This window comes from Streptomyces aurantiacus, from assembly GCF_027107535.1.
In the GTDB taxonomy this organism is placed as follows: domain Bacteria; phylum Actinomycetota; class Actinomycetes; order Streptomycetales; family Streptomycetaceae; genus Streptomyces.
The window spans coordinates 591,876-617,816 of the sequence record NZ_CP114283.1 but is presented as its reverse complement, the minus strand read 5'-3'; the positions used below and the strand labels follow the sequence as shown (position 1 = coordinate 617,816).

At 71.5% G+C, this 25,941-nt stretch carries 31 protein-coding genes; 11 read left to right on the top strand and 20 right to left on the bottom strand.

All coding sequences use genetic code 11. From position 1 onward, the window contains the following. Positions 1-7: 7 nt before the first annotated feature. On the top strand, positions 8-1,309 hold the full coding sequence (locus O1Q96_RS04465) for a 3-oxoacyl-ACP reductase (protein WP_269253472.1): 1,302 nt from the start codon (positions 8-10) through the stop codon (positions 1,307-1,309). 139 nt (positions 1,310-1,448) lie between these two features. Further along, positions 1,449-2,327, top strand: a complete 879-nt coding sequence (locus O1Q96_RS04460) for a MaoC family dehydratase (protein ID WP_269246956.1) — start codon at positions 1,449-1,451, stop codon at positions 2,325-2,327. Between the two features lie 62 nt (positions 2,328-2,389). Here O1Q96_RS04460 and O1Q96_RS04455 read toward each other — a convergent pair whose 3' ends face one another. The 8 genes from O1Q96_RS04455 to O1Q96_RS04420 all read right to left on the bottom strand — a co-directional run bounded on the left by O1Q96_RS04455 (position 2,390) and on the right by O1Q96_RS04420 (position 9,091). Continuing rightward, entirely contained in the window at positions 2,390-3,049 is a 660-nt protein-coding gene (locus tag O1Q96_RS04455; RefSeq protein ID WP_269246955.1) for a TetR/AcrR family transcriptional regulator, read from the bottom strand. A 62-nt stretch (positions 3,050-3,111) separates the two neighbouring features. Next, entirely contained in the window at positions 3,112-3,414 is a 303-nt protein-coding gene (locus tag O1Q96_RS04450; protein ID WP_217455679.1) for a DUF4229 domain-containing protein, read from the bottom strand. Between the two features lie 123 nt (positions 3,415-3,537). Further along, positions 3,538-4,071 (bottom strand): GNAT family N-acetyltransferase, encoded by a 534-nt coding sequence (locus O1Q96_RS04445; protein ID WP_269246954.1) that lies wholly within the window; start codon positions 4,069-4,071, stop codon positions 3,538-3,540. A 61-nt stretch (positions 4,072-4,132) separates the two neighbouring features. Next, positions 4,133-5,296 carry an aminofutalosine synthase MqnE gene (gene mqnE, locus O1Q96_RS04440; RefSeq protein ID WP_269246953.1) on the bottom strand — a complete coding sequence of 388 codons (1,164 nt, stop codon included), beginning with the start codon at positions 5,294-5,296 and terminating at the stop codon, positions 4,133-4,135. A gap of 100 nt (positions 5,297-5,396) precedes the next feature. Then, a complete protein-coding gene (locus O1Q96_RS04435) occupies positions 5,397-5,861 on the bottom strand; it encodes an Lrp/AsnC family transcriptional regulator (protein WP_269246952.1) in 465 nt (154 codons plus the stop codon). Between the two features lie 73 nt (positions 5,862-5,934). After that, positions 5,935-6,609 carry a UbiX family flavin prenyltransferase gene (locus O1Q96_RS04430; RefSeq protein WP_269246951.1) on the bottom strand — a complete coding sequence of 225 codons (675 nt, stop codon included), beginning with the start codon at positions 6,607-6,609 and terminating at the stop codon, positions 5,935-5,937. Positions 6,610-6,737: 128 nt separating this feature from the next. Further along, on the bottom strand, positions 6,738-7,640 hold the full coding sequence (gene mqnP / locus O1Q96_RS04425) for a menaquinone biosynthesis prenyltransferase MqnP (RefSeq protein ID WP_269246950.1): 903 nt from the start codon (positions 7,638-7,640) through the stop codon (positions 6,738-6,740). Beyond that, entirely contained in the window at positions 7,637-9,091 is a 1,455-nt protein-coding gene (locus O1Q96_RS04420) for a menaquinone biosynthesis decarboxylase (protein ID WP_269246949.1), read from the bottom strand. The genes mqnP and O1Q96_RS04420 overlap by 4 nt, the downstream gene beginning before the upstream one ends. A 99-nt stretch (positions 9,092-9,190) precedes the next feature. On the opposite strand from O1Q96_RS04420, the gene O1Q96_RS04415 reads away from it, so the two are divergent. Further along, positions 9,191-9,553, top strand: coding sequence for a PLD nuclease N-terminal domain-containing protein (locus tag O1Q96_RS04415; RefSeq protein ID WP_269246948.1), 363 nt, complete (start codon positions 9,191-9,193; stop codon positions 9,551-9,553). A gap of 40 nt (positions 9,554-9,593) precedes the next feature. On the opposite strand, the gene O1Q96_RS04410 is transcribed toward O1Q96_RS04415, so the two are convergent. Beyond that, positions 9,594-9,707 carry a DUF397 domain-containing protein gene (locus tag O1Q96_RS04410; protein WP_269246947.1) on the bottom strand — a complete coding sequence of 38 codons (114 nt, stop codon included), beginning with the start codon at positions 9,705-9,707 and terminating at the stop codon, positions 9,594-9,596. Beyond that, entirely contained in the window at positions 9,670-10,617 is a 948-nt protein-coding gene (locus O1Q96_RS04405; protein ID WP_269246946.1) for a helix-turn-helix domain-containing protein, read from the bottom strand. Before O1Q96_RS04405 ends, O1Q96_RS04410 begins: the two co-directional genes overlap by 38 nt. A gap of 116 nt (positions 10,618-10,733) precedes the next feature. Here O1Q96_RS04405 and O1Q96_RS44185 point away from each other — a divergent pair, with 116 nt between their 5' ends. Both O1Q96_RS44185 and O1Q96_RS44180 read left to right on the top strand, forming a co-directional pair. Further along, entirely contained in the window at positions 10,734-10,958 is a 225-nt protein-coding gene (locus tag O1Q96_RS44185; protein ID WP_331276026.1) for a hypothetical protein, read from the top strand. Then, on the top strand, positions 10,955-11,242 hold the full coding sequence (locus O1Q96_RS44180) for a hypothetical protein (RefSeq protein WP_331276025.1): 288 nt from the start codon (positions 10,955-10,957) through the stop codon (positions 11,240-11,242). Before O1Q96_RS44185 ends, O1Q96_RS44180 begins: the two co-directional genes overlap by 4 nt. A 6-nt stretch (positions 11,243-11,248) precedes the next feature. Here the strand turns inward: O1Q96_RS44180 and O1Q96_RS04395 are convergent, their stop codons facing one another. From O1Q96_RS04395 to O1Q96_RS04375, 5 genes are all read right to left on the bottom strand, one after another. Beyond that, complete coding sequence (locus O1Q96_RS04395; protein ID WP_269246945.1) at positions 11,249-11,761, bottom strand: hypothetical protein; 513 nt, start codon at positions 11,759-11,761, stop codon at positions 11,249-11,251. Further along, positions 11,745-12,236 (bottom strand): RNA polymerase sigma factor, encoded by a 492-nt coding sequence (locus O1Q96_RS04390; protein ID WP_269246944.1) that lies wholly within the window; start codon positions 12,234-12,236, stop codon positions 11,745-11,747. Before O1Q96_RS04390 ends, O1Q96_RS04395 begins: the two co-directional genes overlap by 17 nt. Before the next feature lie 140 nt (positions 12,237-12,376). Then, positions 12,377-13,000, bottom strand: a complete 624-nt coding sequence (locus O1Q96_RS04385; RefSeq protein ID WP_269246943.1) for a class F sortase — start codon at positions 12,998-13,000, stop codon at positions 12,377-12,379. Continuing rightward, a complete protein-coding gene (locus O1Q96_RS04380; RefSeq protein ID WP_269246942.1) occupies positions 12,997-13,365 on the bottom strand; it encodes a Tat pathway signal sequence domain protein in 369 nt (122 codons plus the stop codon). The genes O1Q96_RS04385 and O1Q96_RS04380 overlap by 4 nt, the downstream gene beginning before the upstream one ends. Positions 13,366-13,509: 144 nt before the next feature. Further along, on the bottom strand, positions 13,510-14,904 hold the full coding sequence (locus O1Q96_RS04375) for a heparan-alpha-glucosaminide N-acetyltransferase domain-containing protein (protein WP_269246941.1): 1,395 nt from the start codon (positions 14,902-14,904) through the stop codon (positions 13,510-13,512). 181 nt (positions 14,905-15,085) lie between these two features. On the opposite strand from O1Q96_RS04375, the gene O1Q96_RS04370 reads away from it, so the two are divergent. The 3 genes from O1Q96_RS04370 to O1Q96_RS04360 all read left to right on the top strand — a co-directional run bounded on the left by O1Q96_RS04370 (position 15,086) and on the right by O1Q96_RS04360 (position 17,927). Then, a complete protein-coding gene (locus O1Q96_RS04370; RefSeq protein WP_269246940.1) occupies positions 15,086-15,811 on the top strand; it encodes a response regulator in 726 nt (241 codons plus the stop codon). Positions 15,812-15,825: 14 nt separating this feature from the next. Beyond that, positions 15,826-16,932 (top strand): sensor histidine kinase, encoded by a 1,107-nt coding sequence (locus O1Q96_RS04365; RefSeq protein ID WP_269253471.1) that lies wholly within the window; start codon positions 15,826-15,828, stop codon positions 16,930-16,932. Between the two features lie 236 nt (positions 16,933-17,168). Next, positions 17,169-17,927, top strand: a complete 759-nt coding sequence (locus O1Q96_RS04360; protein ID WP_269246939.1) for a VOC family protein — start codon at positions 17,169-17,171, stop codon at positions 17,925-17,927. On the opposite strand, the gene O1Q96_RS04355 is transcribed toward O1Q96_RS04360, so the two are convergent. Further along, positions 17,914-18,486: a YqeB family protein gene (locus tag O1Q96_RS04355; RefSeq protein WP_269246938.1), complete on the bottom strand. Its 573-nt coding sequence runs from the start codon at positions 18,484-18,486 to the stop codon at positions 17,914-17,916. The two genes, O1Q96_RS04360 and O1Q96_RS04355, sit on opposite strands and share 14 nt — an antisense overlap. A gap of 195 nt (positions 18,487-18,681) precedes the next feature. Between O1Q96_RS04355 and O1Q96_RS04350 the strand changes: the two genes are divergently transcribed. From O1Q96_RS04350 to O1Q96_RS04340, 3 genes are all read left to right on the top strand, one after another. After that, positions 18,682-19,149, top strand: a complete 468-nt coding sequence (locus O1Q96_RS04350) for a nucleoside deaminase (protein WP_269246937.1) — start codon at positions 18,682-18,684, stop codon at positions 19,147-19,149. Next, the gene (locus tag O1Q96_RS04345; RefSeq protein WP_269246936.1) at positions 19,142-20,191 is read left to right on the top strand and encodes an isopenicillin N synthase family dioxygenase; all 1,050 of its coding nucleotides are present in this window, start codon (positions 19,142-19,144) and stop codon (positions 20,189-20,191) included. Before O1Q96_RS04350 ends, O1Q96_RS04345 begins: the two co-directional genes overlap by 8 nt. 208 nt (positions 20,192-20,399) lie before the next feature. Further along, positions 20,400-21,518: a hypothetical protein gene (locus O1Q96_RS04340; protein WP_331276024.1), complete on the top strand. Its 1,119-nt coding sequence runs from the start codon at positions 20,400-20,402 to the stop codon at positions 21,516-21,518. Positions 21,519-21,556: 38 nt separating this feature from the next. On the opposite strand, the gene ccsB is transcribed toward O1Q96_RS04340, so the two are convergent. From ccsB to O1Q96_RS04320, 4 genes are read right to left on the bottom strand one after another with little or no spacing between them, the layout of a single operon-like run. After that, positions 21,557-22,657, bottom strand: coding sequence for a c-type cytochrome biogenesis protein CcsB (gene ccsB, locus O1Q96_RS04335; RefSeq protein ID WP_269246935.1), 1,101 nt, complete (start codon positions 22,655-22,657; stop codon positions 21,557-21,559). Next, entirely contained in the window at positions 22,654-24,483 is a 1,830-nt protein-coding gene (gene resB, locus O1Q96_RS04330) for a cytochrome c biogenesis protein ResB (protein WP_269246934.1), read from the bottom strand. Before resB ends, ccsB begins: the two co-directional genes overlap by 4 nt. Positions 24,484-24,487: 4 nt before the next feature. Further along, entirely contained in the window at positions 24,488-25,255 is a 768-nt protein-coding gene (locus O1Q96_RS04325) for a cytochrome c biogenesis CcdA family protein (protein ID WP_269246933.1), read from the bottom strand. A gap of 6 nt (positions 25,256-25,261) precedes the next feature. Continuing rightward, positions 25,262-25,906, bottom strand: a complete 645-nt coding sequence (locus tag O1Q96_RS04320) for a TlpA family protein disulfide reductase (RefSeq protein ID WP_269246932.1) — start codon at positions 25,904-25,906, stop codon at positions 25,262-25,264. Positions 25,907-25,941 lie beyond the last annotated feature (35 nt).

Genomic DNA, 25,941 nt, shown 5'->3' with positions numbered 1-25,941 from the left:
CTGGACCATGGCCGACCGCTATCTGAGCCTCACCGGCACCGCACCCGGCCGCTTCCTGACCCGGCGGCTCGGCCTGCCCCAACCGGCGGCGCTGCGGCGGTGGAGCACCGAACAGCCCTCCCTGCCAGGACAGTTGCTGCATCTCACCGCGGGCAGGTCCGACCTGGACCTCGCCCCCGTCCTGGCCGGGGCCGGGCCGGAGCCCGGCACGGAGAGACCCGTCGCGGTCGTCCTGGACGCCACCGGCGTCCGTGACGTCGAGACGCTCGCCGAGGTGCACGCGGCACTCCATCCCGTCGTGCGGTCGGTCGCCGAGAGCGGGCGGATCGTGGTGCTCGGCGCTCCCCCGGACCCCGCCGACCACCACCAGGCGGCCGTGCAGCAGGCGCTGGAGGGGTTCGTGCGGTCCCTCGGCAAGGAGATCGGGCGGGGCCGGACCGTGAACCTCGTCCGGCTCACGGACGCGCGCTCGGCCGAGTCGACGCTCCGGTTCCTGCTCTCGCCCAGGTCCGCGTACGTCAGCGGGCAGGTGATCGAGGTCGGCGGTGGCGAGGTGACCGCGCCCGAGGACTGGGACACGCCCCTCGCCGGGCGGACCGCCCTGGTCACCGGGGCGGCGCGCGGGATCGGTGAGGCCGTCGCCCGGACGCTCGCGCGGGACGGGGCGCGGGTGGTGTGCCTGGACGTGCCCGCGGCCGAGGCCGAACTGACCGCGGTCGCCGGGCGGCTCGGCGGTGTCGCCCTTCCGCTGGACATCACGGCGGACGACGCGGGGGCGCGGATCGCCGACGCACTGCCCGGCGGACTGGACGTCCTCGTCCACAACGCCGGGATCACACGTGACCGCAGACTGGTCAACATGCCCGCGGAGCGCTGGAGTTCGGTGCTCGACGTCAACCTCGCCAGTGTGCTGAGCACGACCGACGTGCTGCTGTCCGCCGGCACACTCGGGGCGGGCGGGCGCGTCGTGGCGACCGCGTCCATCGCCGGGCTCGCGGGGAACGCCGGACAGACCAACTACGCCGCTTCCAAGGCGGGGATCGTGGGACTCGTACGGTCCCTCGGGCCGCGGGCGCTCGCGGAGTACGGGGTGACGGTGAACGCGGTCGCGCCCGGGTTCATCGAGACTCGCATGACGGCCGCGGTGCCGTTGTTCATCCGTGAGGCGGGGCGGCGGATGAACTCGCTCGCGCAGGGCGGAGCGCCGGTGGACGTGGCCGAGACGACGGCATGGCTCGCGAGCCCCGGGGCGGGGGCCGTCAACGGGCAGGTCGTCCGGGTCTGCGGCCAGAGCCTGCTGGGAGCGTGAGCGCTCCGCTCGGGGTGCCGATCCGCCGGGTCGGCCGCGGCCGGCCGCGCCCACCCGGCGGAGCCGCACGATGTCACAGCCGTCCCCTCACGGGGCGCTGTCCTTGGCGTGGGCCGTCTGCGGAGCAGGGGAGTCAGTGATGGATGACCTTTCGGATGCCATGAACACCCATGTCCTCACCGGTTCGCCGTCGCTGTGGCCGATGCTCGGCCGGGGCGCCCTTCTCTCGCCGTTCAAGCGGCCGCGGACGGGGGTCACCGCGCCCCGCACCCGTCTGGTCGTCCCCGGTGTCCGCATCGACCTGGGCAGGCTCGCCGCGTACGAGCGGGTCTGCGGATTCGGGGTGGGGGCGGATCAGCTGCCCCTGCCCTATCCGCACGTTCTCGGGTTCCCGGTCGCGATGCGGCTGATGAGTGAGCGGGCGTTCCCGCTGCCGCTGCTCGGGCTGGTGCACACGTCCGTCACGATCACCCAGCACAGGGCGCTCACCGCCACCGGCGAGTACGAACTCGCCGTGCACGTCGAGGAACTGGCGCCCCACAGACGTGGCACCGAGGCCGTCGTCGTGACCGAGGTGCGGACGGGCGAGGAGCTCGTGTGGGAGTCGCGCAGCACCTACCTGGCACGCCACGGCACCACCGCGGGAGGCACCGGCGGCTCGCCCGCCCTCCGGAGCGTCCGCGAGCGCGAGCCGCTGCCGGTGCTTGCCGAGTGGCGGCTCGCCGGGGATGTCGGGCGGCGGTACGGGGCCGCGTCCGGGGACCGCAATCCGATACACCTGCACCCCCTCACCGCCCGGCTGTTCGGGTTTCCCCGGGCCGTCGCGCACGGCATGTGGACCGTGGCGCGCTGCCTCGCCGAGCACGGCACGCCCCGGACGGCCATGCTGCGGGCGGAGTTCAAGGCACCGGTGCTGCTGCCGGGAACCGTGTCGTACGGGTCCAGGAGCAACCGCTTCGAGCTGTGCGGCCCGGGCGGCCGACTCCACCTGACGGGAGAGGTACTTCCCCTGCTCTGACCAGGACCTCTGTCGTTCAGGGCTCGACCGATCAGGGACTTCGCTGACCGGCGCTCGTCCGCTCAGGGTCTCGGCGGCGCTCCGGGGGCCTCCGACCAGGGCCGGCCCTCCATCAGGTCGCCCAGGCCGGCCCAGGCGAAGTTCATCAGGGTCGCGGCCGCCTGCCGGGCGGACACTCCGGGGGTGGCGTTGGCCCAGGCGGCGAGGGACTCGGCGGCACCGACGAGGGCTTCCGCGAGGCCCGCGACCTCCCGCTCGGGCAGGGACGGGTCCCGGTGGGCCTCCCGGGCCGCGACCACGATCAGCTGGGTGACGAAGGCCACGATCTCCTCGCGCATCGAGGTGACCTCGGCGGCGAACGGCTCCCCGTGCGTACGCGCCTGGAGGTGCAACACCGCCCAGCCGTCCGGGTTCTGCGCGGTGTGGGTGAAGAACGCCCCCAGCCCTTCCCAGAGTTGGCGGTCGGCGGGCAGGTCCGGCCGGACTCCGGCGCGTACGGCCGCGGTCAGGGCGGCCGCCTCACGACGGATGCACGCGGTGAAGAGGTCTTCCTTGGAGTTCAGGTACAGGTAGACCAACGGCTTGGAGACACCCGCCAGGTCGGCGATCTCGTCCATCGACGCGGCGCGGTAGCCCCGCTGCCCGAAGGTCCGCACGGCGGCGTCCAGCATCTGCTGCTCGCGCACGGCACGCGGCATCCGTTTGCTCTTCACTGCACCCATACAGGAAAGAGTATGTTCTGCCGGCGGCTACGTCGGGGTCGAGGTGCGGCCGGCCGTCGTCTTCAGGACGTCCGGCCCTGAGCCCGTGCCACCTCGTCGACCACCGCGTCCTCCTGGCTGCGGTTGGCCTCCAGGTTGGACTTGACGCGGTCGACGCGCTGCACGATGCGGATCGAGGCGCGGTCGCGCTCCTTGCGGAGGGCCACGAAGCTGATGGGCGCCGAGAGCAGCAGGGCGAGCAGGACGATCCACATGCCGTTCGAGTCGCCGAGGCCGCGCGGGGCGACGCCGGAGTAGACGAGGCCCCAGACGACCACGAGGCAGCCCACGAAGATACCGAGGCGCATCAGTGTGTAGCGGAGCATCTCAATCCACTCTTCTCGTTCCGGACTTCCCCAAGGGCATCGTCCAGTGAAGCACGGTCGGGCCGCGATCTTGCAGGGGGGTGCTCGGTGTGCGGGTCCCTCCGGGGCGGCGGCCGGGCCCCTTCAGCGGATGCGGCTCAGGGACAGCAGCATCGTGATGTCGTCCCGCTCATCGCCCGGCGCCGTCCTGATCGCGTCCGGTACACGGCCGACCTCCTTGTAGCCGCACGACCCGTAGAACCGTTCGAGGCCCTCGCCGCCGCGGCAGGTGAGCCGTATCGCCTCGATGCCCTCCATGCCGCGGGCGGCGTCGGCGGCGGCCGCGAGGAGGTCGCGGCCGTACCCCTTGCCCTGCTGCCTCGGGTGCACCATCACCGTGTAGAGCCACAGCCAGTGCGTCATCAGGCGGTGGGTGTTGCAGGTGAGGAAGGCGGTCGCCGCGACGGTTCCGTCCTCTTCGCGGCCGACCAGCAGGCGCGTGCGGCCCTCGGCCATCGCGACGAGGTGCTTCACCAGTTCCGGCCGTATCGCCTCGCGCGACACGGGGGGTACGAAGCCGACGGAGCCGCCCGCGTTGGACACGTCGGCCCACAGGTCGGCGATGCCGTCCCGCAGGGCGGGGCCGACGGAGGGGTCGAGCTCGAACGTAAGGGCCATGCGGCCAGGTTACTTATTACCCTGGCCGGGGCTCAAGTGACGCCCGATGCGCGGACAGGCCTCAGAGGCGCATCGGCTGCGGTGTCTCCCTGCGGTCCGCCGCCGCGGGCTCGTACTCGCGGATGATCTCGTACCGCGTGTTCCGCTCGACCGGGCGGAAGCCGGCGTCGCGGATCAGGTCGAGCAGGTCCTCGCGGGTCAGCTTGTTCGGGGTGCCGTAGTTGTCGGCGTCGTGGGTGATCTTGTACTCGACGACCGAGCCGTCCATGTCGTCCGCGCCGTGCTGGAGTGCCAGCTGGGCGGTCTGGACGCCGTGCATGACCCAGAAGACCTTGACGTGCGGGACGTTGTCGAAGAGCAGCCGGGAGACCGCGAAGGTCTTCAGGGCCTCCGCGCCGGTCGCCATCTGCGTACGCGCCTGGAGGCGGTTGCGGACCTTGCCGTCCTTCAGGTCCACGAAGTCGTGCTGGTAGCGCAGCGGGATGAAGACCTGGAAGCCGCCGGTCTCGTCCTGGAGCTCACGCAGCCGCAGGACGTGGTCGACGCGGTGGCGCGGCTCCTCGATGTGCCCGTAGAGCATGGTGCACGGGGTCTTGAGCCCCTTCTCGTGCGCCAGGCGGTGGATGCGCGACCAGTCCTCCCAGTGGGTGCGGTGGTCGACGATGTGCTGCCGGACCTCCCAGTCGAAGATCTCCGCGCCGCCGCCGGTGAGGGCTTCGAGACCGGCGTCGATCAGCTCGTCGAGGATCTCGGAGGCACTGAGCCCCGAGATCGTCTCGAAATGGTGGATCTCCGTGGCCGTGAACGCCTTCAGGGAGACGTTCGGAAGGGCCTTCTTCAGCTCACTGAGCGACCGCGGGTAGTAGCGCCACGGCAGGCTCGGGTGCAGGCCGTTGACGATGTGCAGCTCGGTGAGGTTGTCGCCCTCCATCGCCTTCGCGAGACGGACGGCCTCCTCGATGCGCATCGTGTACGCGTCCTTCTCGCCCGGCTTGCGCTGGAACGAGCAGTAGGCGCAGGACGCGGTGCACACGTTCGTCATGTTGAGGTGACGGTTGATGTTGAAGTGGACGACGTCACCGTTCTTACGGGTGCGCACCTCGTGGGCGAGCCCGCCCAGCCAGGCCAGGTCGTCCGACTCGTAGAGCGCGATGCCGTCCTCACGGGTCAGCCGCTCACCGGCCCGGACCTTGTCCTCCAGCTCGCGCTTGAGCCCGACATCCATGCTTCTGCCTCTCCTAGTGACGAACCCTGTCAACCGTACGCCCAGGGCCTGTCCGCCTCGCGACGCCCTCCGGGCGACGACGGGAACTGCCGGCCGGGACCTATGCCCCCGGCTCCTCCTCGGGCAGCCCGCCCACCCGGTTCTCCCACTTCGTGGAGAGCACGATGGTCGTACGGGTCCGGGAGACGCCCTTGGTTCCCGACAGCCGTCGGATGGTCTTCTCCAGGCCGTCCACGTCGGGGGCCCGCACCTTGAGCATGAAGGAGTCGTCACCGGCGATGAACCAGCAGTCCTCGATCTCGTTCAGGTCCTTCATCCGGCGGGCCACGTCCTCGTGGTCGGCGGCGTCGGAGAGCGAGATGCCGATGAGGGCGGTGACGCCCAGACCGAGCGAGGCCGAGTCGACCGTCGCGCGGTAGCCGGTGATGACACCGGCGGCCTCCAGGCGGTTGATGCGGTCGGTGACGCTGGGTCCCGACAGTCCGACGAGGCGTCCCAGCTCCGCGTAGGAGGCCCGGCCGTTCTCCCGGAGAGCCTGGATGAGCTGCCTGTCCACCGCGTCCATGCGATCGATAGCCTTCCGCTGAGGTCCTGAAGTGATGGGTGAGTACCGCTGAGTTGCTCGTGTACCGCTGTGTTCAGGTGGTGCGGGAGCCGCCGCCGAGTTCGCCCTTCCAGCGGCGGTAGAGGGTGTGCCCGACGCCCGCCGCGTCCAGCACCCGCCCGGCGACGAAGTCCACCAGGTCCTGGATGTGCGTGGCCCCCGCATAGAACGCCGGGGAGGCCGGCAGCACGGTCGCGCCCGCGTCGTCGAGCGTCACCAGGTGCCGCAGCGTCTGCCCGTTGAGCGGGGTCTCCCGCACGGCGACGACCAGCTTGCGCCGCTCCTTGAGCGTGACGCTCGCGGCCCGCTGCAGCAGGTCCTTCGAGAGGCCGAGGGCGACTCCGGCGACACAGGCCGTGGACGCGGGCACGATCAGCATGCCCTTCACCGGGTACGACCCCGAGGACGGCCCCGCCGCCAGGTCCCCGGCGCTCCAGTGCCGCACGTCGTCGACGTCCACCGCGAACGTGCCGGGCTTCCCGTCGGCCCCCCGGCCGAGCCACTCCCGCAGGTCGTCCTGCCAGTGGGCGTCCCGGAAGGAGATCCCGGTCTCGTCGAGCAGCGTGAGCCGCGAGGCCCGCGAGACGACGAGGTCGACGCTCTCACCGGCCGCGAGAAGCGCACGCAGCACGGCAGCCGCGTACGGCGTTCCGGACGCGCCGGAGACCCCCACGATCCAAGGCCGACGCTGCGATTCCCCTGCGTTCACACCTTGAGCCTACCGGCGAGTTCCCCCATGGTCCGGACCGGTGGTGCGCCTACGCGTCCGCCGGACGGACCTGGGGTGCCGGGCGCCGCTCCGCACGGCCACGGGCCGGCGGCCGGGCCGCGCCGTCCTCACACGGTCAGACCGCGAACCAGCAGGTCGAGCAACGCGCACACGAACAGGGCGATCCCGATGAAGCCGTTGACGCTGAAGAAGGCGCGGTTCACCCGGGACAGGTCGTGCGGGCGGACGATGGAGTGCTCGTAGAGGAAGGCGGCCGTGACGACCACCAGGCCGAGCCAGAAGAAGGCGCCCGCGCCGGTGGCCAGCGCGTACCAGACGAAGAGGCCAGTGGTCACGGCGTGGCAGCCCCTCGCCCCCCAGATCGCGGCCGGGATCCCGAAGCGCGCCGGCACCGACCTGACGCCGATCTCCCGGTCGGTCGTCACGTCCTGGCAGGCGTAGATCAGGTCGAATCCGCCGATCCAGATGCCGACGGCGAGCCCCAGGATCACCGCGTCCCACGACCACTCGCCGGTGATGGCCAGCCAGCCGCCGATCGGGCCCATCGCCTGGGCGAGACCCAGGATGGCCTGCGGGAAGTTCGTGAACCGCTTGCCGTACGGGTACACGACCATCGGGATCACGGCGATGGGCGCGAGGGCCAGGCACAGCGGGTTGAGCAGGGCCGCGGCGCCCAGGAAGAAGACGAGGGCGACGAGGGCGCCCGTCCACGCGTGCTTCACCGTCATCGCGCCGGTGACCAGCTCGCGGTGGGCGGTACGGGGGTTGCGGGCGTCGATCTCGCGGTCGATGATCCGGTTCGCGGCCATGGCGAAGGTGCGCAGGCCCACCATCGCGATCGTCACCAGCAGCAGCCGCCCCCACTGGATGTTCCCGTCCGTCAGGAACATGGCCGTCAGCGCCGCGGTGTACGCGAAGGGCAGCGCGAAGACGGAGTGCTCGATCATGACGAGGCGCAGGAACGCCTTGGTGCGCCCCGGCTGCGGGATCGCGGCTGATGCGCTGCTCACGAGAGTCCGTACTCCTTCCAGCGGCGGTCGACCTTCGCCGCCGTCTCCGGGTCCGAGAGAACCATCTCGGGCCAGCCGCCGTCCCGTGTGTAGCCCTCCTCGGGCCACTTCCTGGTGGCGTCGATGCCCGCCTTGCCGCCCCAGAACTGCTGGTACGAGGCGTGGTCGAGGTGGTCGACCGGGCCCTCGACGACCGTCAGGTCCCGGGAGTAGTCGGTGTTGCCCAGCGCGCGCCAGGCGACCTCGTGCAGGTCGTGGACGTCACAGTCGGAGTCGACGACCACGATCAGCTTGGTCAGGGACATCATGTGGGCGCCCCAGACGGCGTGCATCACCTTCTGGGCGTGTTTGGGGTACTTCTTGTCGATCGCGACGATCGCGCAGTTGTGGAAGCCGCCCGCCTCGGGGAGGTGGTAGTCCACGATGTCCGGCACGATGATCTTGAGGAGGGGGAGGAAGAACCTCTCCGTCGCCCGGCCCAGCGGGCCGTCCTCGGTCGGCGGGCGGCCGACCACGATCGACTGGAGCAGCGGCCGCTTGCGCATGGTCACGCAGTCGATGGTGAGGGCCGGGAAGGGCTCCTGCGGCGTGTAGAAGCCGGTGTGGTCGCCGAAGGGGCCCTCGGGCAGCATCTCCCCCGGTTCGAGCCAGCCCTCCAGTACGACCTCGGCCTGCGCCGGGACCTGCAGCGGCACCGTCTTGCAGTCCACCATCTCGATCCGCTTGCCCTGGATGAACCCGGCGAAGAGGTACTCGTCGATGTCACCGGGCAGCGGGGCGGTCGAGGCGTACGTCACGGCGGGCGGGCAGCCGAAGGCGATGGCGACCGGGAGACGCTCGCCCTTTCTCGCCGCCACCTGGTAGTGGTTGCGGCTGTCCTTGTGGATCTGCCAGTGCATGCCGATGGTGCGCTTGTCGTGGCGCTGCAGGCGGTAGAGCCCGAGGTTGCGGATGCCGGACTCGGGGTCCTTGGTGTGGGTGAGTCCGAGGTTGAAGAAGGACCCGCCGTCCTGCGGCCAGGTGAAGAGCGCGGGCAGCTGGTCGAGGTCCACGTCCTCGCCGCGGAGCACGACCTCCTGGACGGGCGCGTCCTTCACCTTCTTCGGCGGTACGTGCGTCATGGCGCCGAGCTTCCCGAAGGCCTCGCGCACCCCGACGAAGCCCTGCGGCAGCTCGGGCCTGAGCAGCCCGCCGATCTTCTCGCTGATGTCCGCGTACGACTTCAGGCCGAGCGATTTGAGGAGGCGGCGGTCCGTCCCGAAGACGTTCATCGCGAGTGGCATCGCCGATCCGCGTACGTTCTCGAAGAGCAGCGCGGGGCCGCCCGCCTTCTGTACGCGGTCGACGATCTCCCCGACCTCCAGGTACGGGTCCACCTCGGCCTTGATGCGCTGGAGGTCGCCCTCGCGCTCCAGCGCCCGGAGCAGCGAGCGAAGATCGTCGTAAGCCATGCGTTCCAGTATCGGGTACTCGCTACGCTGGCTCTGTAACGGGGGCCGCTCACCCGGCCCCGATCTCCGCACGCATCTCCACAGCAGGGGGACCACCGCATGCTTCGGGTGCTGATGATCCTGGTGCCGCTGGCACTCAGCATCTATGCGTTCATCGACTGCATCACCACCGATGAGAAGGACGTCCGCTACATCCCGAAGCCCCTCTGGGCGATCCTCGTGCTGCTGTTCCCGCTCGTCGGTTCCATCTCCTGGCTGATCGTCGGCCGTGCCCGCACCCCGCACGGCGCCTCCTCGTCGCGCCGGGGCGGCTGGGTCGCGCCCGACGACAACCCCGAGTTCCTCAAGTCCCTCAAGGACGAGAGCGCCGAGGACGACGGGAAGAGCGACGGCAAGAAGAGCGACGGCAAGGACGACACCGACGGCGAGGGCCCCGAGGACTCCGCCCCGCCGAAGTCCTGACGGGCGGCGGGGCCCCTTCCGGAGCGGATCCGTCCGCCGGTCAGCGCACGGCCGACACGAACGCCGACCAGGCGCTCCGCCTGATCAGCAGGGTGGGGCCTTCTGGGGTCTTGCTGTCACGCACGGGGACGAAGTCGGGGAATCCGGGGGCCACTTCGATGCAGTCTCCGCCGTTTGCATCGCTGTAGCTGCTCTTGGTCCAAGTCGCCGCGCTCAGCTCGTACTTGTCCATGATCTTCGAACCTCTCCATCGCGTCGCTGATCAGAGCGGCGGATTCGCGAGCTGACGGAGCGTCCGCCCTGAGCACATCATAGGTATGGCTGAGGCGCGCGTAGACGGCCGGATCGTCGTTGAAATGACCACGGTCCAGGGCCTCCGAGTAGTCCCATTGATGCCCGTCCGGCAGTGTGATCAGCGACATGGTCCCGCTGGGACGGTCGAGTCCGAACAAGTCGGCCGGGGCGACCTGAACATGGATGTTCGGGTTCCGTGCGACGCGCAGAAGGTGCGCACACTGGTCACGCATGACAGCGGGTGTCCCCATCGCGTTACGGAGACAGCTCTCGTCCAACACAACGGCGTAGTACGGACCGTCGGCTTCCAAGAAGCGCTGCTGTCGACTCAGTCGGGCCCGGACCCGCTCCTCCACCTCTTCGGCGTTCGTGATTCGGCTGCTGAACAGCGCCCGTGCATAGTCCTCGGTCTGCAGCAGACCCGGCACGACCCGCTCGTGATACGCCCGCAGCGCCACCGCCACCCCGTCCATCTCGGCCCGCCGCCTGAACCAGTCCGGGTGTTCCACCTGCGGGTACCAGTCGATGCGACTCCACAGCCTCGCCAGCACCCCGCCCGTGTCCAGCAGTTCGTCGCAGGACTTCGCGAACGTGTCCTGCGGGACCCGGGTTCCTGCCTCCACCCGGGCCACGTGCGAGCGGTCGCACGGGATCTGGCGGGCCAGTCCCTCCTGCGTGAGGTCGGCCGCCTCGCGGAAGTGCTTGAGCACCTCCCCGAACACCGCGGCGGTCGTGGCCGCCGAACCCCCCTCGGCATTACGTCGGCTCACAGGGCCCGCCCCCTCCGTGACAGTGCGCCAATGGCACGCGTCGTGCGTTGAAACCAGCGGTTCCGTTCAGCGACGCTGGGTGCACACAGCGTAGTGATCCAGTGTACGGAGCGTCAGTGGAAGCAGAAACAGCACCGGAGCCCGGGGCCCTCGTCTACGACCCGGTGGCACGGCGGGTCGGCGAGTACCGGGACACGACAGGCCCGTACGCGATGCTGCGGCCCGTCGGCGGCGGCCGGGAGTGGCAGGCCGACCCGGCGAGGATCCGCCCGGCCACGGCCGAGGAGCGGCTGGCGGCGGCCCTGCGGGCGGCCAACACGCGTTCGGAACGGGCACTGTGACGTCGCGCCGGGCGGACAGGGAGGGCCGGGAGGACTGGGAGGGCTACGGGGATCGTCGGCCCGTAGCCGCGTCCGCCTCCGCGGCCATGTCCGTGTCCCTGACCGTGCCCGTCCCCGTTCCGGGTTGCCCGGTGTGCACCGAACTCGCGATACGCCGTGACGACGCCCGTGCCCGGTTCGACCGCAGCGCGGTGACCGACAGCGACGTGCTGCTGGGACGGCATCTGCGGACGGAGCACGACGCGTCGGTCCACCGGCCCGCCGGTGCCCCCGAACCCCGGTGACTTTGGCTACCCGGCCTCGGGTGTGGCGCCGTCGGTGCTTGCGGGGGCCGACGGCTCGAGGCCCGTCGGAGTCGGATACGTGGACGGCGCGGTGGTCGGTGCCGCTGTGGCCCTGGGTGTGTCCGGCTGCCGGCTCGGGTCGGTCGCGGGCGGAACGGCCGTCGTACCGGGACTCGGGGGCCCGGTCGTGTCGTCGGCGCGGGACTCGGCGGGCCCGGGCGTCGACGGCAGGCTGGGCTCGGCCGAGGGGCTGCTCGTGCGCGGCGGGGCGAGAGGAACCTGCGGGGACACGGGTGTGTCGGGGCCCGCGAAGCGCAACGGCAGCGCGACCAGAGCGGTGACCGCGCACAGCAGGCCGGCTCCGGCCGCGGCACGGAGCATCCGGCGGCGGGCCGCGCCGCGGCGGATCTCCTCGAACCGGCCGGCGGGCGGACCGAGGTAGTCGGTGGTGGGCCGCATGATGACGGCAAGGGGGTCGTCGGGTTCGAAGTCCGGGCCGTCGTCAGAGTGTGTGATCAACGCTTCTCCTCAGATGGGCGCGGAGCAGTTCGCGGGCCGCGTGGAGGTCGGCCTTGATGGTTCCTTCCTTGCGCCCGGTCAGCACGGACACCTCCCGGATCGGCATGTCGGCGTAGTAGTGCAGCAGGATCGGCACGCGCAGTCGCTCCGGCAGCGACTGCACGAGCAGGCGCACCGACGGGTCGGCCTGTTCGGCCTCCGGCCGGACGGCGGCCTCGGCCGTCGCACGGCGCATCGCTTTGCGTTCGCGCTCCATTTTGCGCCAGTGGTCCCGGACGAGGTTGGCCGCAGTGACGTAGAGGAACCCGCGGGGCTCCGCCACGGACGTCCAGCGGGCCCAGAGCCGGGTGAACGCCTCCGAGGCGACCTCGTGCGCCGTCTCGTCGTCGTCGACCAGGCGGCGGCACCAGCCGGCCAGGCGCGGGTAGAGGGCGGCGAACAGCTCGGACGCTGCCTCCTCGCGGGACCGTTTCAACGCTCTCCATGGTCGTGATGCACTCGGGGCACCGGCAGTACTCGCGACACTCGCGGTACGTGCGGCACTCGCTGTCCTCGTGGGAGAGGATCCCGGGCCGTGGGCGTACGGTTCCACCGGCCCGGAATCCGGAGTGCGGGTCAGGGACCCGCCGGGTTCAGCGCGGCGAAGACGATCACGCTGTCGCGGTACCCGTCGCCGGTGCGGGGGCCGCCGCACGTGATGAGCCGTAGCTCAGGACGGCCCACGTCCCCGTAGACGTCGTCCGTCGGGAACTCGGCCTGGGCGACCGTCCGTACGCCGGTGACGGTGAACTCCGCCGACCTGCCGTTCTCCAGGCGCGTCACGATCCGGTCGCCCCGCCGCAGTTGCCCGAGACGCCTGAAGACACCGTCCCCGAAGTCTCCGACCGTGGCGTGGCCGAGGATCACGGACGGACCGACCTGGCCGGGCGTCGGCGAGTGCCGGTACCAGCCCGCCCGGTCGTCGGCCTCGATCGGGGGCACCTGCGCGCTGCCGTCGGGGGCCAGCCCCAGCCGCATGACCGGGGTGTCGACCTCGATGGCCGGAATGCGCAGCCCGACCGGGACCGAACGCGCGAGGGCCCGCACGGTCTTCCCGGAGGGCCGCGAAGGCGGTGGCTCGCTCTCGCGGCCGGTGCCCCCGGTCCCTTCGGACTCCCTGACGCCTTCTCCTCCCGCGCAGCCCACGAGCAGGGAGGCCATCGCCGCGGTGACGAAGGCGCGCCTGGAGAGCGTGGTCACGCCTCGTTCGCCTGTCGGCGGCGCACGAGGTAGACGGCCGCGCCGCCGGCCACGAGGACCGCGGCGGCGCCCCCGCCGATCAGCCCGGTGGCACTGCCGGACTCCGAGGCCGCCTCACCGGTATTGGGCGCTCCGCTCGGTACGACGGAGACCTCACCGTCGGACGGCGCCCTGGTCGGTTCGGCGCTCGCGGGCACGGACGCCTCCGGGGTGGGGGCCGTGGTCGGTTCGCCGGGGCTCGGCGCGGTGCTCGGCGCGGCGGTGGTGGCGGGGGTGGGAGACGTCCCGTCGGCGAACGCGGGCACCGCGCCGGCCAGCACGGCGGTGCAGGCAAGTGCCAGGACGCTGAGGACAGTTCGGCGCATGAGTAGCTCTCTTTCATCGGTCCGTCCGCGCTGGTGCGCGGCGGGCTGCCTGACGGATCGAGCGAAGAGACGAGACAGCGACCGGACAGGTTGTAAAGAGATGGCAAAGTCCTCGAACGCGTGCGTACTGCGGGAGGGGCGCCCTTACTTGATGTGCCGCGCGACCTTGGTGGCGCCGCTCAGCACGTGTTCGAGCGGGCCCCGGCTGAAGAAGCGCGACCAGACGACGGCCAGGACCGTGACGGCCGCGCTGAAGCCGAGCAGGACGCGCAGCGAGGGGCCGGGGAGTTCGTCGATGCCGAGGAAGTGGATGCCCACGACGTGGAAGACGTACGCCGTCAGGGACATCGAGCCGACCGCGACGACCGGAGCCGCGAGGCGGCGGAAGCGGGGCAGGCACTCGACCGCGGCGACACAGGCGACGAGCACGGCGAGGGCGACACCGGTGTTGCCGATGACGGAGAGGGTGGTCTCGCTGTGCGGGGAGGCCGCCCAGAGCCAGGCCGTGGTGTCGCCGCTCGGGTAGCCGGCCGTGTCCGACCACCACAGGGACAGGGGCGAGCCGGAACCGTACCCCTCCTCCCGGATGCTCTCGGCAAGGGCGCCGCGCACCCCGGGGACCAGGTGCAGGGCCAGCCACGAGCCGCCGTACCCGAGCACGGCCAGCCCGACGCCCGTGACGGCCAGCCGGGCGCGTACCGCCGCGGACGCGAGGTCGAGGCGGGCCACCGCCATGCCCGCGAGGACGAACGGGATCCAGGCCAGTGCCGGGTAACTCCCGCTGAACAGCAGCTCGACGAAGCCGTCGGTGCCGCTGACGCGGGCCAGCGGGTCGTACCGGATGACGGTGTCGGACCAGGTGCCGTCGTAGACCGACTGCTGGACGGCGTAGAGGAGTTGGGGCAGCGTCAGGGCCGTGCCGGCGGCGAGGGCGGCCAGGGTTGCGGGGCGCAGCCGGTGGAAGGGCAGGACCATGACGAAGAAGAGACCGTAGTAGGCCAGGATCACCTCGACCGGGGTGCCGGTGGAGGTCAGCCAGGTGCCGACGGCGAGCAGGACGGCGGCCCGGATCAGCACCTTGGCGACGGCCTGGCGTCCCTCCCGGCCCCTCCTCGGCGCCCGGCGGCCGGTCATGAGGATGATCGAGAAGCCCGCCAGGAACGCGAAGAGGGCGGAGGCGCGGCCGTGGGCCAGTTCCATCACGAAGCCGGTGACCCCGCCGACGGAGGGGTCGGGGCCGACGTGGGCCGCGTACATGCCGAAGACGGCGAGGCCGCGGGCGAGGTCGACACCGACGAGCCGGCCGGCCTGCGCGGCCCGCCCCGCCGGGGCCGGGCCGTCAACCGGGAGCGGAAGCTCGGCGGGGACCGGACGCTCCGCCGGGAACGAGCGCTCCCCCGGGGCCGGATGCCCTGCCGGGACCGGATGGTTGGTCGAGGTCGGACGCTGTGCCGGGATCGGGTCGCCGGCGGGTGCCGGAGCGGTTTCGGCTTTCGGAGCGCCGGCGGGAGTGGTGCGCTCTGAGGCGTTCTGCGTCATGCTTCCAGGCTGGGAAGAGCGCAGGTCGAGGACCATCCGCCGGGCGTCCGGCAATCCCCCGCCGAGCGGCCGGACCTACCCCGCCGGACGGCGGATTCAGGGGCCTTCGGGCGCTCGCGCGTGGTTCGGTGTGCCTAGGCTTGGCTCGAAATCGACGGGCGGGCGAGGAGACGGGACGCGAGTGATCCGGGTTCAGGTAGTGGATGACGAGGCCCTGATCCGGTCCGGCTTCGAACTGATTCTCAACGCGGCCGTCGACATCGAGGTCGTCGCCACCTCCACCGGCGCCGAGGCGGCCGGCACGGTGACGCGGCTGCGGCCCGACGTGGTGCTGCTGGACATCCGGATGCCGGACGTGGACGGACTGACCGTACTGCGGGAGATCCGGACGATGCCCGACGCCCCGGTGGTGGCCATGCTGACCACCTTCGACTCCGACGAGTACATCGTGACGGCCCTGCGGTCGGGCGCGGCCGGGTTCATCCTCAAGGACACCGAGCCGGAACAACTGGCGCAGCTCGTGAGGACGCTCGCGGCCGGCGGGGTGGTGCTGTCGCCGAAGGCGTCCCGGTCGATGCTGCACGGCCACCCCGGGCACGAGGCCGCCGACGACGACCCGGGCGTACGGCGGGTCGGTCTGCTCAGCGGACGTGAGTGCGAAGTGCTCGTGCTGGTCGCCGAGGGGCTCTCCAACGCCGACGTCGGGGCGCGGATCCACCTCAGCGCGGGCACGGTCAAGGACCACGTCAGCGCCATCCTCACCAAGCTGCGGGTGGGCAGCCGGGTCCAGGCGGCGCTGCTGGCGCAGCGGGCGGGACTGCTCGACGGGCAGGGCCAGGGCCCCGGGGAGACTCCCGGCCGAGGGCCCGGAGAAGGGCCCGGCCGGCACAGGGACGCCGAGCGGTGAAGCCCTTACGGCTGATGCTGGGCCGGGTTCCCGTGCGGGCCGTACTGGTCGACGCCCTGCTCGTCGCTGTCGCGTCCGTGGACGTCTGGCTCCAGCTCGAGTACGACACCCCGCTGGAGGTGGCCCTGTCGGCCGCCGCCTGCGCGGCGCTGGCCATGCGGCGGCGATTCCCGCTGACGGTGTTCATGCTGTCGCTGCCCGCCGCGCTGTTCTCGTCGGTCGTCGTGGCGCCCCTGGCCGCCCTCTACACACTGGCCGAGCGCAGCCGCGACCGGCGGCTGCTCATCGTCTGCGCCACCGCGTCGGCGGTGGCCTCCGCGCTGCCGTGGCCGCTGTCGGAGTACGCGACGGACGACCGCATCTGGACGTTCATCGACTTCGTCTACCTGCTGGCGACGGCGGCCGCCCCGGTCTTCCTGGGCCAGCTGGTCCAGGCCCGGCGCGATGCCGCTTCCCGCCTGGCCGAGATCGAGGAGGCACGGGAGCACGAGCGCCGACTGCACGCCCAGGGCGTACTGGCCCGCGAACGGGCCCAGCTGGCGCGGGAGATGCACGACGTCGTCTCCCACCAGGTGAGCCTCATCGCCGTGCGGGCCGGGGCCCTCCAGGTCGGCGCGAAGGACGCCGAGACGTGTGAGGCGGCCCGGACGATCCGCGAGCTCAGCGTGACCACGCTGGACGAACTGCGGCACATGGTCACGCTGTTGCGTGCCTCCGGCGGCCGTGCGACCGAGCTGACTCCGCAGCCGACCCTGGCCGAGCTGCGGCAACTGGTCGACACGAGCGGCATCGAGGTGACACTGGAGGGCGAACTGCCGTCCGGTATCGGGGCCCCGGCCCAGCGCGCGGTCTACCGGACCGTGCAGGAGGCCCTCACGAACGTGCGCAAGCACGCGCCCGGCGCCACCGCGACGGTCCGGCTGTGGCAGGAGTGCGACGAGCTCGGCGTGACGGTCACCAACACTCCGCCGACCCGCCCCACGCTCGAACTGCCCAGTTCCCAGCAGGGGTTGATCGGACTCGGCGAGCGGGCCGAGAACCTCGCCGGTTCCTTCGAGGCGGGCCCCACGGCCACCGGCGGCTACCGCGCACACCTGCGGCTGCCCGCGACGGCGGACTGAGCCCGCGCACACAGCGGTTCGGCCAGACGTCCGCGTAAGGCGGCACGGCAGTTCCAGTCCCGCGACGGCGGCCCGTACCTCGGCGGGGTCGGTGAACGCCCCGGCGGACGCGTACATGTCCGCCGCCTCGTCGTTCACCTGTGGCCGTATAGGACAGAGCCTGGCCTAGTCGGCTCCTACCGTCGGGAACGAATCGCCGTTGTCCGATCTCGTTGTCCGACCCCTGGGAGCATTCGATGAGCCACGTCACCAGCATTCAGCCCGCCGGTACGCCCACGTGGATCGACCTCCGCGTGCCCGACCGGGAGCGGGCGCTCGCGTTTTACGGCGCCCTCTTCGGGTGGGAGTACGACACGGGAGCGGTGGACGGGCGGGGCCTCGGCACGGTGTGCCTGCTGCACGGCCGGCCCGTCGCGGCCGTCGCGCAGGCCCCGGCCACCACCGGCTTCGGCTGGAACATGTACTTCGCCACCGCGGACTGCGACGGCACCGCCCGGCGCGTCACGGAGGCGGGCGGTGTCCTGCTGAAGCCGCCGACGGACATCGGGGACCAAGGCCGTGCGGCCATCGCCGAGGACCCGGTCGGCGCCCGCTTCGGACTCTGGGAGGGCCGGGCGCACCTCGGCTGCGAGGTCGTGAACGAGCCCGGCTCGCTGGTCCGCAACGACCTGGTCACCCCGGACCCCGGGCCCGCCCGGGACTTCTACACCGCCGTGTTCGACTACACCCTGGACCTCAACGAGACGCTCCCGGACCTCGACTTCACGTTCCTGCGGCGCAGGGACGGCCACGAGATCGGCGGGATCTTCGGCTTCCCGGCCGCCCCCTCGTCGTCCTGGGTGACCACGTTCGAGGTGGCCGACACCGACGCGGTGGCGGACCGCGCCGCCGCGGCGGGCGGTACCGCCGGAGTCCCGGAGGACACCCCCTACGGCCGCAGCGCCACCGTCACGGACCCCTTCGGCGTGGAGTTCTCGGTCATCACCCGGCCCTGAGCCGCTGTGGGCGGTCCGCCCACCGGTAGCCGTGGGCCGTGAAGGCGTCGGCGAGGCCGCGCCACGACAGGCCGCTCTTCTCCCGGGCCAGCTCCTCACCGTCCGGGCCGAGCAGTACGAGCTGCTTGCCGTCCCGGTGCACCAGGGTGATCCCGTCGCGGGCGAACTCCTGCTCCGCGTCCCTGACGGCGAGGACCACCCGGCTGTCGGACACGCGGACCGTCAGTGAGTCGTGCACCGCGCCGAACCCGATCAGCACGCCCAGCAGCAGGCCCACGGCCACCGCGCCGATGGAGAGACCGGGCTCGGGGATCGAGTTCAGCAGTTTCGCCGGGCCCTTCAACGGCGCCCAGCGCAGTTTCGGCAGCCAGTCCGCGAGGACCGTGGTCAGCCAGCCGACCACGCCCGTGCCCAGCACACAGATGAGCATGATCGCCCAGACCGGTTCGGCCAGCACGGTGGCGTCGTCCGCCCGCGCGCGTGTCCCCGGCTCCGGCCGCTTCTCCATGTCCACGTTTCCGCTCCCCCGCTCGGCACCGGTGGTACGACCACCGCTCACTCCACCAGTCTGGGGAGAAGGAGGCGCCCGGTCGTCGGCCGATGGTCTACGGCCCGACGACTTTGGTCGCCGCGTCCCGCCCGGCGCGTGTACGCCTCCTAGGTGCGCGCACGCCTCCGCTGCCGGAGGGGTACGTTCCGCACGTTGCCCCGGTTTTCGGGCCGCGGGAGAGCCGGCCGCGGGAGAGTGGGAATCATGAGAGACGTGGAGCGCATCGACCCGGCACGGGCCCGCGCATGGCTCGCGACCGCCGTCGAGGAGGCCAGGGCCGGGCTCGCCGAGGGCGGCATCCCCATCGGCGCCGCGCTGTACGCGGCGGACGGCACACTGCTCGGCCGGGGCCGCAACCGCCGCGTCCAGGACGGCGACCCGTCCACGCACGCGGAGACGGCCGCCTTCCGGAACGCGGGACGGCAGGGCTCGTACCGCGGCACGACGATGGTGACGACGCTCTCGCCGTGCTGGTACTGCAGCGGTCTGGTCCGGCAGTTCGGGATCTCCCGGGTCGTCGTCGGGGAGGCCGAGACCTTCCACGGCGGGCACGACTGGCTGGCGGAGCACGGCGTGGAGATCGTGCTCCTCGACGACGCCGAGTGCGTCGCCCTGATGCGCGACTTCGTCAGGAACAACCCGGCACTGTGGAATGAGGACATCGGTGAGTGACACCGCGACCCCCGACAGCCCCCGCACCCCGGCCGCCGGTTCCCGCACGCCGGACGCCACCGGACCACGCCTCCCGTCCGCCGGACCCCGTGTCCCGACCGTCGACCTCGGGCCGTGGCTCTCCGGCGACCCCGGGGCCCGCGCCCGGATCGCCCGCACGGTCGACGGGGCCCTGCGGAGTGCCGGCTTCCTGCTGGTGACCGGGCACGGCGTCGACCCGGACCTGCGGGCCCGGGTCCGCGAGGCGGCCCGCGTCTTCTTCACGCTCCCCGCCGGGGCCAAGGAGCCGTACGCGGCGAAGGTCGGCGGGCGCGGCTGGCTCGGTCCGGGCGCCGAGGCCAACGGCTACGCGGAGGGCACGCCCACCCCGCCCGACCTCAAGGAGTCCCTGACCTTCGCGACGCACGAGCCCTTCGACGACCCGGCGACCAACGCGGAGTGGTACGCGCCGAACGTCTGGCCCGCCGAGACCCCCGAACTGCGGGCCCTGTGCGAGGAGTACCTGGCGCGGATGGGCGAGCTGGAGAACCACCTCCTCGCCCTGCTCGGCGAGGCGCTGGGCCTGGAGCCCGACTTCTTCACCCGGCACATGGACCACCCGACGTACGGCTTCAACATCAACTGGTACCCGGGCACGGAGGTCGTCGGCGAGCCCCAGGAGGGCCAGTTCCGCATCGGCCCCCACACCGACTTCGGCACGGTCACCATCCTCGACCGGCAGGCGGGCAGGGGCGGTCTGCAGGTCTACACCGACGAGGGCGGCTGGGAGGACGCGCCCTTCGACCCGGATGCCTTCACCATCAACATCGGTGACCTGATGGCCCGCTGGACCGGCGACCGCTGGCGTTCGGGCCGCCACCGCGTGCTGCCCCCGCCGTCCGACGCCCCCACCGAGGAGCTGATGTCCCTCGTCTACTTCGGCGAGTGCACCCCGGGGACACGGGTCGAGTCGGTCCCGGCGCCGGTCGGCCGCGTGGCGTACGAACCGGTCGACTCCCACGTGTACCTGCGGGAGAAGCTGGACTCGATCACCGTGGGCTGAACGGCACGGGGCCGCGTGGGCGGAGCGCGGCGGACGCCCTCGCGGACCGGCCGTTCCGTGGTCGAACTCCGCCGACGGCACCGACATTTCCGGAAGCCCGCGGACATCACGCGATCCACTCCGAAGCAACGCCCCCTGGGCACCACGGCTGTTGATAGACCTCACAGCAGCACGAGTACAGGACCCACGGGCCCCAGGGGGAGATGCGGTGCGCGAAGGGCTGCACGGCCGGGGGGCGTTGTTCGACACGGATCCGCCCGGCCTCGCTCCACGGCTGGTCGGGCTACGCCCCTTCCAGCAACGGCCGAGCCCGTTGGAGCACACGGAGGAGCTGCCGTTCGTCGTGTTCGCGGGCGCGCGGGGGCTCGGCAAGAGCGCGGTGCTGGAGCAGCTCAGGGACGCCTACGAAGGGCATACGCCGGTCGCGCTGATCGACTGCGAGGACGAGCTGTTCGCGTGCGGGGACGAGCAGGGCGCGGTTCCGTCGCCGCGGCGGCCCCGCGAGGCGTGGTCGCCGGTGTCCCAGGCCGTGCTGACGATCGCCGAGCAGCTGGCCGAGCCGGTGACCGGCGCCGGACGGATCCCGTTCCCGCGGCTCGCGGCGGGGCTGCTGGCGGTGGTGGCGGGCGGCTGGAACGACCGGGACCTGCCGCGTATCCGGCAGGAGGCCGAACGGCTCCTGCTGCTGAACGACACCGGGTCACGCGCCGCCGGGTCCTGGGGCGCCGGATTCGTGGGGCGCCGGGTCGGCCGGGTGTCGACCAGACTGGCCGCCGCGCTCTCCGGTACGGGGCCGGTCGTCGAGCCGGTCATCGAGGCGACCCTGGAAGCCTTCACGGAGGGCGTCACGTCCACCCACCGACGCCTGCGGAAGGCGGCCGCCTGGTACCGGGACTACCCGCACGCGGGCGGCAACCCGAAGCTCGGACTCATGCTGCTCTCCGGGCACTTCAGGCTGGGCCGCGGCCCCCGCACCCATGCCGAGCGCCATCTCGTACGGGCCCTGCTGGCCGACCTCGACGACGCGTACACCGGCGGTCTGCCCGGTGCCCTGCAGCGCACCCATCGGCTCGGGCGTCCGCTGGTGCTCCTCGACAACGCGCAGACCGCTCCGGGCCCCGGCCTGATCGGTTCGGTACTGCGGGACCGGGCCGACGGCATCGCCGACCGGGTGGCGTTCTTCGCGGGCCTGCGCGGCGACGGGCACCCGTCCCTCCACCACGCCGTCCGGCGCTCGCTCCCGGAGGTGGCCCAGCGCAGCGGCTGGCAGCCCGGCACCACCGTCTCGTCCCGGGCACTCCTCGTACCGCTGCCGCCGCCCGGGTAGGGGCGGCGGCAGGCCCGCGGCGAAGACGGGCCGAGGGATCAGACCCCGGCGTAGGAGTGCTTGCCGGAGACGAAGATGTTCACGCCGTAGTAGTTGAACAGCCAGCAGGCGAAGGCGATGAGCGCGATGTACGCGGCCTTGCGGCCCTTCCAGCCGGCCGTGGCACGCGCGTGCAGGTAGCAGGCGTACGCGACCCACGTGATGAACGCCCAGGTCTCCTTGGGGTCCCAGCCCCAGTAGCGGCCCCACGCGTCGCCCGCCCAGATGGCGCCCGCGATGATCGTGAACGTCCACAGCGGGAAGACCGCGGCGTTCACGCGGTAGGAGAACTTGTCGAGCGAGGCCGAGGCGGGCAGCCGCTCCATGACGGAGGTCGCGAAGCGGCCCGGCTTGCCGCCGGTCGTCAGCTTGTTCTCGTACGAGTCCTTGAAGAGGTACAGGATCGTGGCGACCGCGCCCACGTAGAAGACCGCTCCGCAGAGGATCGCCGTGGAGACGTGGATGTAGAGCCAGTACGAGTGCAGGGCGGGGACCAACTGGTCGCTGGCGGTGTAGAGCACGGTGACCGCGACACCGAGGTCGAGGAGGACCGAGGTGACCAGGGGGAGTCCGAGCCAGCGGATGTTCTTCCTCAGCGCGAGGAGCGTGAGGTAGACGCCCACGGCGACGGTGGAGAAGGTGATGTTGAACTCGTACATGTTGCCCCACGGCGCCCGCTCCACCGACAGGGCGCGTGCGAGCACGCCGCTGAACTCGATGAGGAAGGCGAGCACGGTGAGGGACACGGCGATGCGGCCGTAGAGGTCCCCCTGCTCGTCACCGCCGTGCGCGCCCGGCCCGTCCGGCACGTCCCGCGCGCCGGCCGCGGCCCGCGTGACGACCTTGGGCCGTTCCAGTACGGCGGTGCCGCCCGCGTTCTGCACGGTGACCGCTGGAGCCCCCGCCTTCTTGGCGTCCCCGGCGGTGAGCGCGGCGGCCGTGCGGCCGACCGTGCTGCGACTGCCGAAGATCCATTCGGCGATGTACGCGAAGAAGGCCAGCGTGTAGACGGCCATCGCGGAGTAGATCAGCGTGTTGCTGAGGTTCGCGAGGTTTTCGTTGGTCGCGGCGGCGAGGTCGGTTGCGGCGGCGAGAGTCACTTGGTCTCAGCCCCTTCGGCAGGTACGGCGGGGGGTTCGGGGGTGGAAGTCGCGTTCTCGGGCCCGGGGCCCGGGTCCGGGTCCTGCTCCGGGCTGTCGGGGGCGCCCGGCGCCAGGTCGTACAGGTGGCCGGCCAGGGTGCCCAGTTCCTCCGGGACCTTGGCGGACTCGCTGCGGCCGAGGCCCGCCATCTCGACGACCGTGACACCGTCGGGGCCGGCGGTGGCCCGCACCCAGACGCGGCGGCGCTGGATGAAGAGGGAGGCCGCGAGACCGAAGATGGCGGTGAACGATCCGACGAGGGCCCAGCCGGAGCCGGGCTGACGGGTGACCTGGAAGTTCGCCCACTCCTTGATCCCCTTCTCGAAGGTGATCGAGCCGGCGCCGTTCGGGAGCTGCATGGTCTCGCCGGGCTTCAGGTTCTCCCTGAGCTGCTTGCCCTTGGAGTCCTTGAACTCCTTCATGTTCTTCTTCTCCAGCTGGTACACACTCTGCGGGAGACCCGCGTCGACACCGAGGTCGCCGTGGTACGCGGCCAGGTTCAGCACCGGGTTCAGCAGCGCCGGGAACTGCGAGACCACCGCGGTGCCGTCCCCGCCGTACGCCGGCAGGAAGAAGGCCTGGAAGCCGAGCTGCTCCCGCTTCCCCTCGGCGTTCCGGTAACCGTCCATGACCTTGATCGCGCCGGTCGAGGTGACGTTGGAGTCGAGCGGCAGCAGTGGCACGGCCTGGCGGTAGACGACCTCGCCCTTGCCGTCCCGGACGGTGATGACGGGCGCGTAGCCGTGAGCGGTGAGGTAGACCTTCGAGCCGTCGATCTCCAGCGGCTCGTTGACCTTGACGGTCTTCCTCTTCGCCTTGCCGTCCGCGCCCACGCTGTAGTCGACGGTCGCCTGGTACGTACGGGGAGTGCCCTTGTTGGGGCCCGTGTTCTCGTACGTGCCCTTGAAGTCGTCCAGCACGAAGCTGAACGGCTCCAGATCGTCCGTGTCGAAGAGGTTCCCGGACTTGAAGTCGTCGTACTGCGTGAGGGTGTTGGCGAAACCGTCACCCTCGACGACCAGTTTGTTGCCCTCGGACTTGAAGAGCTGGCCCCAGGCGAAGGCGACCAGCATCACGATCAGCGCGATGTGGAAGGCGAGGTTGCCGACCTCACGGAGATAGCCCTTCTCGGCGGCGACGGCGTCCCCGGCGAGGTGCGCACGGAAGCGGCGCTGCTTCAGGAGCTTGAGCGCCTCCGCGCGGACCGCCTCCGGCTCGGCCCCGGTCCGCCACGTCGTGTACGCGGGCAGCCGGGTCAGCAGGCGCGGCGCACCCGGCGGGCGGCCGCGCAGCTGGCCGACGAACTGCCAGGTGCGGGGCACGATGCAGCCGATGAGCGAGACGAAGAGCAGGATGTAGATCGCGGAGAACCACACCGAGCTGTAGACGTGGAAGAGCCCGAGCTGCTCGTAGAGCGGGCCGAGCGTGGTGTGCTGTGCACGGAACTCGGCGACCTTCGTGTCGTCGGTCCCGGACTGCGGGATCAGCGAGCCGGGGATCGCGCCGAGGGACAGCAGGAAGAGCAGGAGCAACGCGACCCGCATCGAGGTCAGCTGCCGCCAGATCCAGCGGGTCCAGCCGAAGACCTCGCGGCCGGTCCAGGCGAGCCATCCCAGGGCGCCGGGGGTGCGGGAACCGCCGAAGGAGCCGGGCATCGCCGTCTCCCGGGGCGCGGTGGACAACTGCGCGCCGGCCTCGCCGAGATCGCCCGTGTCCCCCGCCGGGGCGGTGTCGTTCTGCGCACCGGTCCGCACGTCGGTGTCCCGGTCCCGTGTCGTGCCCATCGATTCAGACCCCTACCGTGAAGCCGTCGGACCAGCCCTGCATCTCCTGCACGATGCTGTCCCACGCGCCGGTCAGCAGGAGCAGACCGGTCGCGATCATCATGCCGCCGCCGACACGCATCACCCACACGTAGTGGCGCTTGACCCAGCCGAAGGCGCCGAGCGCCTTGCGGAAGGCGACCGCGGCGACGACGAAGGGCACGCCCAGACCGACGCAGTACGCGACCGTCAGTATGGCCCCGCGTCCGGCGCTCGCCTGGTCGGAGGAGAGGGCCAGCACGGAGGCGAGCGTCGGCCCGATGCAGGGCGTCCAGCCGATTCCGAACAGGGCACCCAGCAGAGGGGCGCCGACCAGTCCGGCCACCGGCCGCTTGTGGAAGCGGAACTCGCGCTGGGTCAGCCAGGGCATCAGCCCGAGGAAGAACACGCCCATGAGGACCATGAGGACGCCGAGCACCATGGACAAGGTGTCCTTGTGCTCCTGAAGGGTCGACCCGAAGTAGCCGAAGAGCGCCCCGCCGGAGACGAACACGGCGGTGAAGCCGAGCACGAACAGTGAGGCCCCGGCGACCATCCGCCCACGCCGGGCGTCGGCCAGGTCGGTGCCGCTGACCCCGGTGACGTAGGACAGGTAGCCGGGCACGAGCGGCAGCACGCACGGCGAGAAGAAGGAGATGAGCCCGCCGAGCAGGGCGATCGGGACGGCGAGTACCAGCGCCCCGTTGAGGACGGTCTGGTTGGGGTCGGTGCCCGCGGCTACGAGAAGAGACACGAGCCGTCACTTCTCCGCGAGGATCGGCTTGAGCATCTTGCGCAGATTCGCCTCACTGAGTGCCGACAGCGAGCGGGAGGCGACCTTGCCGTCCCGGTCGAGGACGAGCGTGGAGGGGATCGTCTGCGGGTTGAGCGTGCCCTTCTTGAAGCGGAGCATCAGCTTGCCCGTGGGGTCGTACAGACTCGGGTAGGTGACGCCCTGTTCCTTCTCGAAGGCGATCGCCGGGCTGGTGCTGGTGTCGCGGGTGTTGATGCCGACGAACTGCACGCCCTGGTCCTTGAGGTCTTCGGAGACCTTGACGAAGTTCTTCGCCTCCAGGCGGCACGGGCCGCACCAGGAGCCCCAGACGTTCAGGACGACGATCTTGCCCTTGTAGTCGGCGACGTCGAGCTGCTTGCCCTCGAGGGTCTTGCCGGACAGGTCGGGGGCCGGGGTGCGGCTGCCCTTCTCGACCGTGGCGATGCCGTCGGAGCCGGTGACGAAGCCGGTGTCGCCCGACCCGCCGGCCTTGCCCCCGGAGCCGCAGGCGGACAGGAGCAGCGCCGCGGCGACGACCCCGCCGGCCAGCGAAGCGGCACGGCCACGGGTCCGGTTGGTGCGCTGGAAGGTCCGGTTCGTGCGCTGGGGGGCGCGGTGGGCGGCACTCATGTGAAAAGTTTCGCATGTCCGTTCCGGGGATCTTG

What these genes read in the sequence shown, in the direction of transcription:
- O1Q96_RS04375 (WP_269246941.1), bottom strand. Translation starts at nt 14,904, where the DNA reads ATGACGCAGAACGCCTCAGAGCGCACCACTCCCGCCGGCGCTCCGAAA.
- O1Q96_RS04360 (WP_269246939.1), top strand. Translation starts at nt 17,169, where the DNA reads ATGAGCCACGTCACCAGCATTCAGCCCGCCGGTACGCCCACGTGGATC.
- resB (WP_269246934.1), bottom strand. Translation starts at nt 24,483, where the DNA reads ATGGGCACGACACGGGACCGGGACACCGACGTGCGGACCGGTGCGCAG.
- O1Q96_RS04465 (WP_269253472.1), top strand. Translation starts at nt 8, where the DNA reads ATGGCCGACCGCTATCTGAGCCTCACCGGCACCGCACCCGGCCGCTTC.
- O1Q96_RS04445 (WP_269246954.1), bottom strand. Translation starts at nt 4,071, where the DNA reads ATGGCCCTTACGTTCGAGCTCGACCCCTCCGTCGGCCCCGCCCTGCGG.
- O1Q96_RS04460 (WP_269246956.1), top strand. Translation starts at nt 1,449, where the DNA reads ATGGATGACCTTTCGGATGCCATGAACACCCATGTCCTCACCGGTTCG.
- O1Q96_RS04450 (WP_217455679.1), bottom strand. Translation starts at nt 3,414, where the DNA reads ATGCTCCGCTACACACTGATGCGCCTCGGTATCTTCGTGGGCTGCCTC.
- O1Q96_RS04435 (WP_269246952.1), bottom strand. Translation starts at nt 5,861, where the DNA reads ATGGACGCGGTGGACAGGCAGCTCATCCAGGCTCTCCGGGAGAACGGC.
- O1Q96_RS04380 (WP_269246942.1), bottom strand. Translation starts at nt 13,365, where the DNA reads ATGCGCCGAACTGTCCTCAGCGTCCTGGCACTTGCCTGCACCGCCGTG.
- O1Q96_RS04415 (WP_269246948.1), top strand. Translation starts at nt 9,191, where the DNA reads ATGCTTCGGGTGCTGATGATCCTGGTGCCGCTGGCACTCAGCATCTAT.
- O1Q96_RS04365 (WP_269253471.1), top strand. Translation starts at nt 15,826, where the DNA reads ATGCTGGGCCGGGTTCCCGTGCGGGCCGTACTGGTCGACGCCCTGCTC.
- O1Q96_RS04320 (WP_269246932.1), bottom strand. Translation starts at nt 25,906, where the DNA reads ATGAGTGCCGCCCACCGCGCCCCCCAGCGCACGAACCGGACCTTCCAG.
- O1Q96_RS04455 (WP_269246955.1), bottom strand. Translation starts at nt 3,049, where the DNA reads ATGGGTGCAGTGAAGAGCAAACGGATGCCGCGTGCCGTGCGCGAGCAG.
- O1Q96_RS04350 (WP_269246937.1), top strand. Translation starts at nt 18,682, where the DNA reads ATGAGAGACGTGGAGCGCATCGACCCGGCACGGGCCCGCGCATGGCTC.
- mqnE (WP_269246953.1), bottom strand. Translation starts at nt 5,296, where the DNA reads ATGGATGTCGGGCTCAAGCGCGAGCTGGAGGACAAGGTCCGGGCCGGT.
- O1Q96_RS04420 (WP_269246949.1), bottom strand. Translation starts at nt 9,091, where the DNA reads ATGGCTTACGACGATCTTCGCTCGCTGCTCCGGGCGCTGGAGCGCGAG.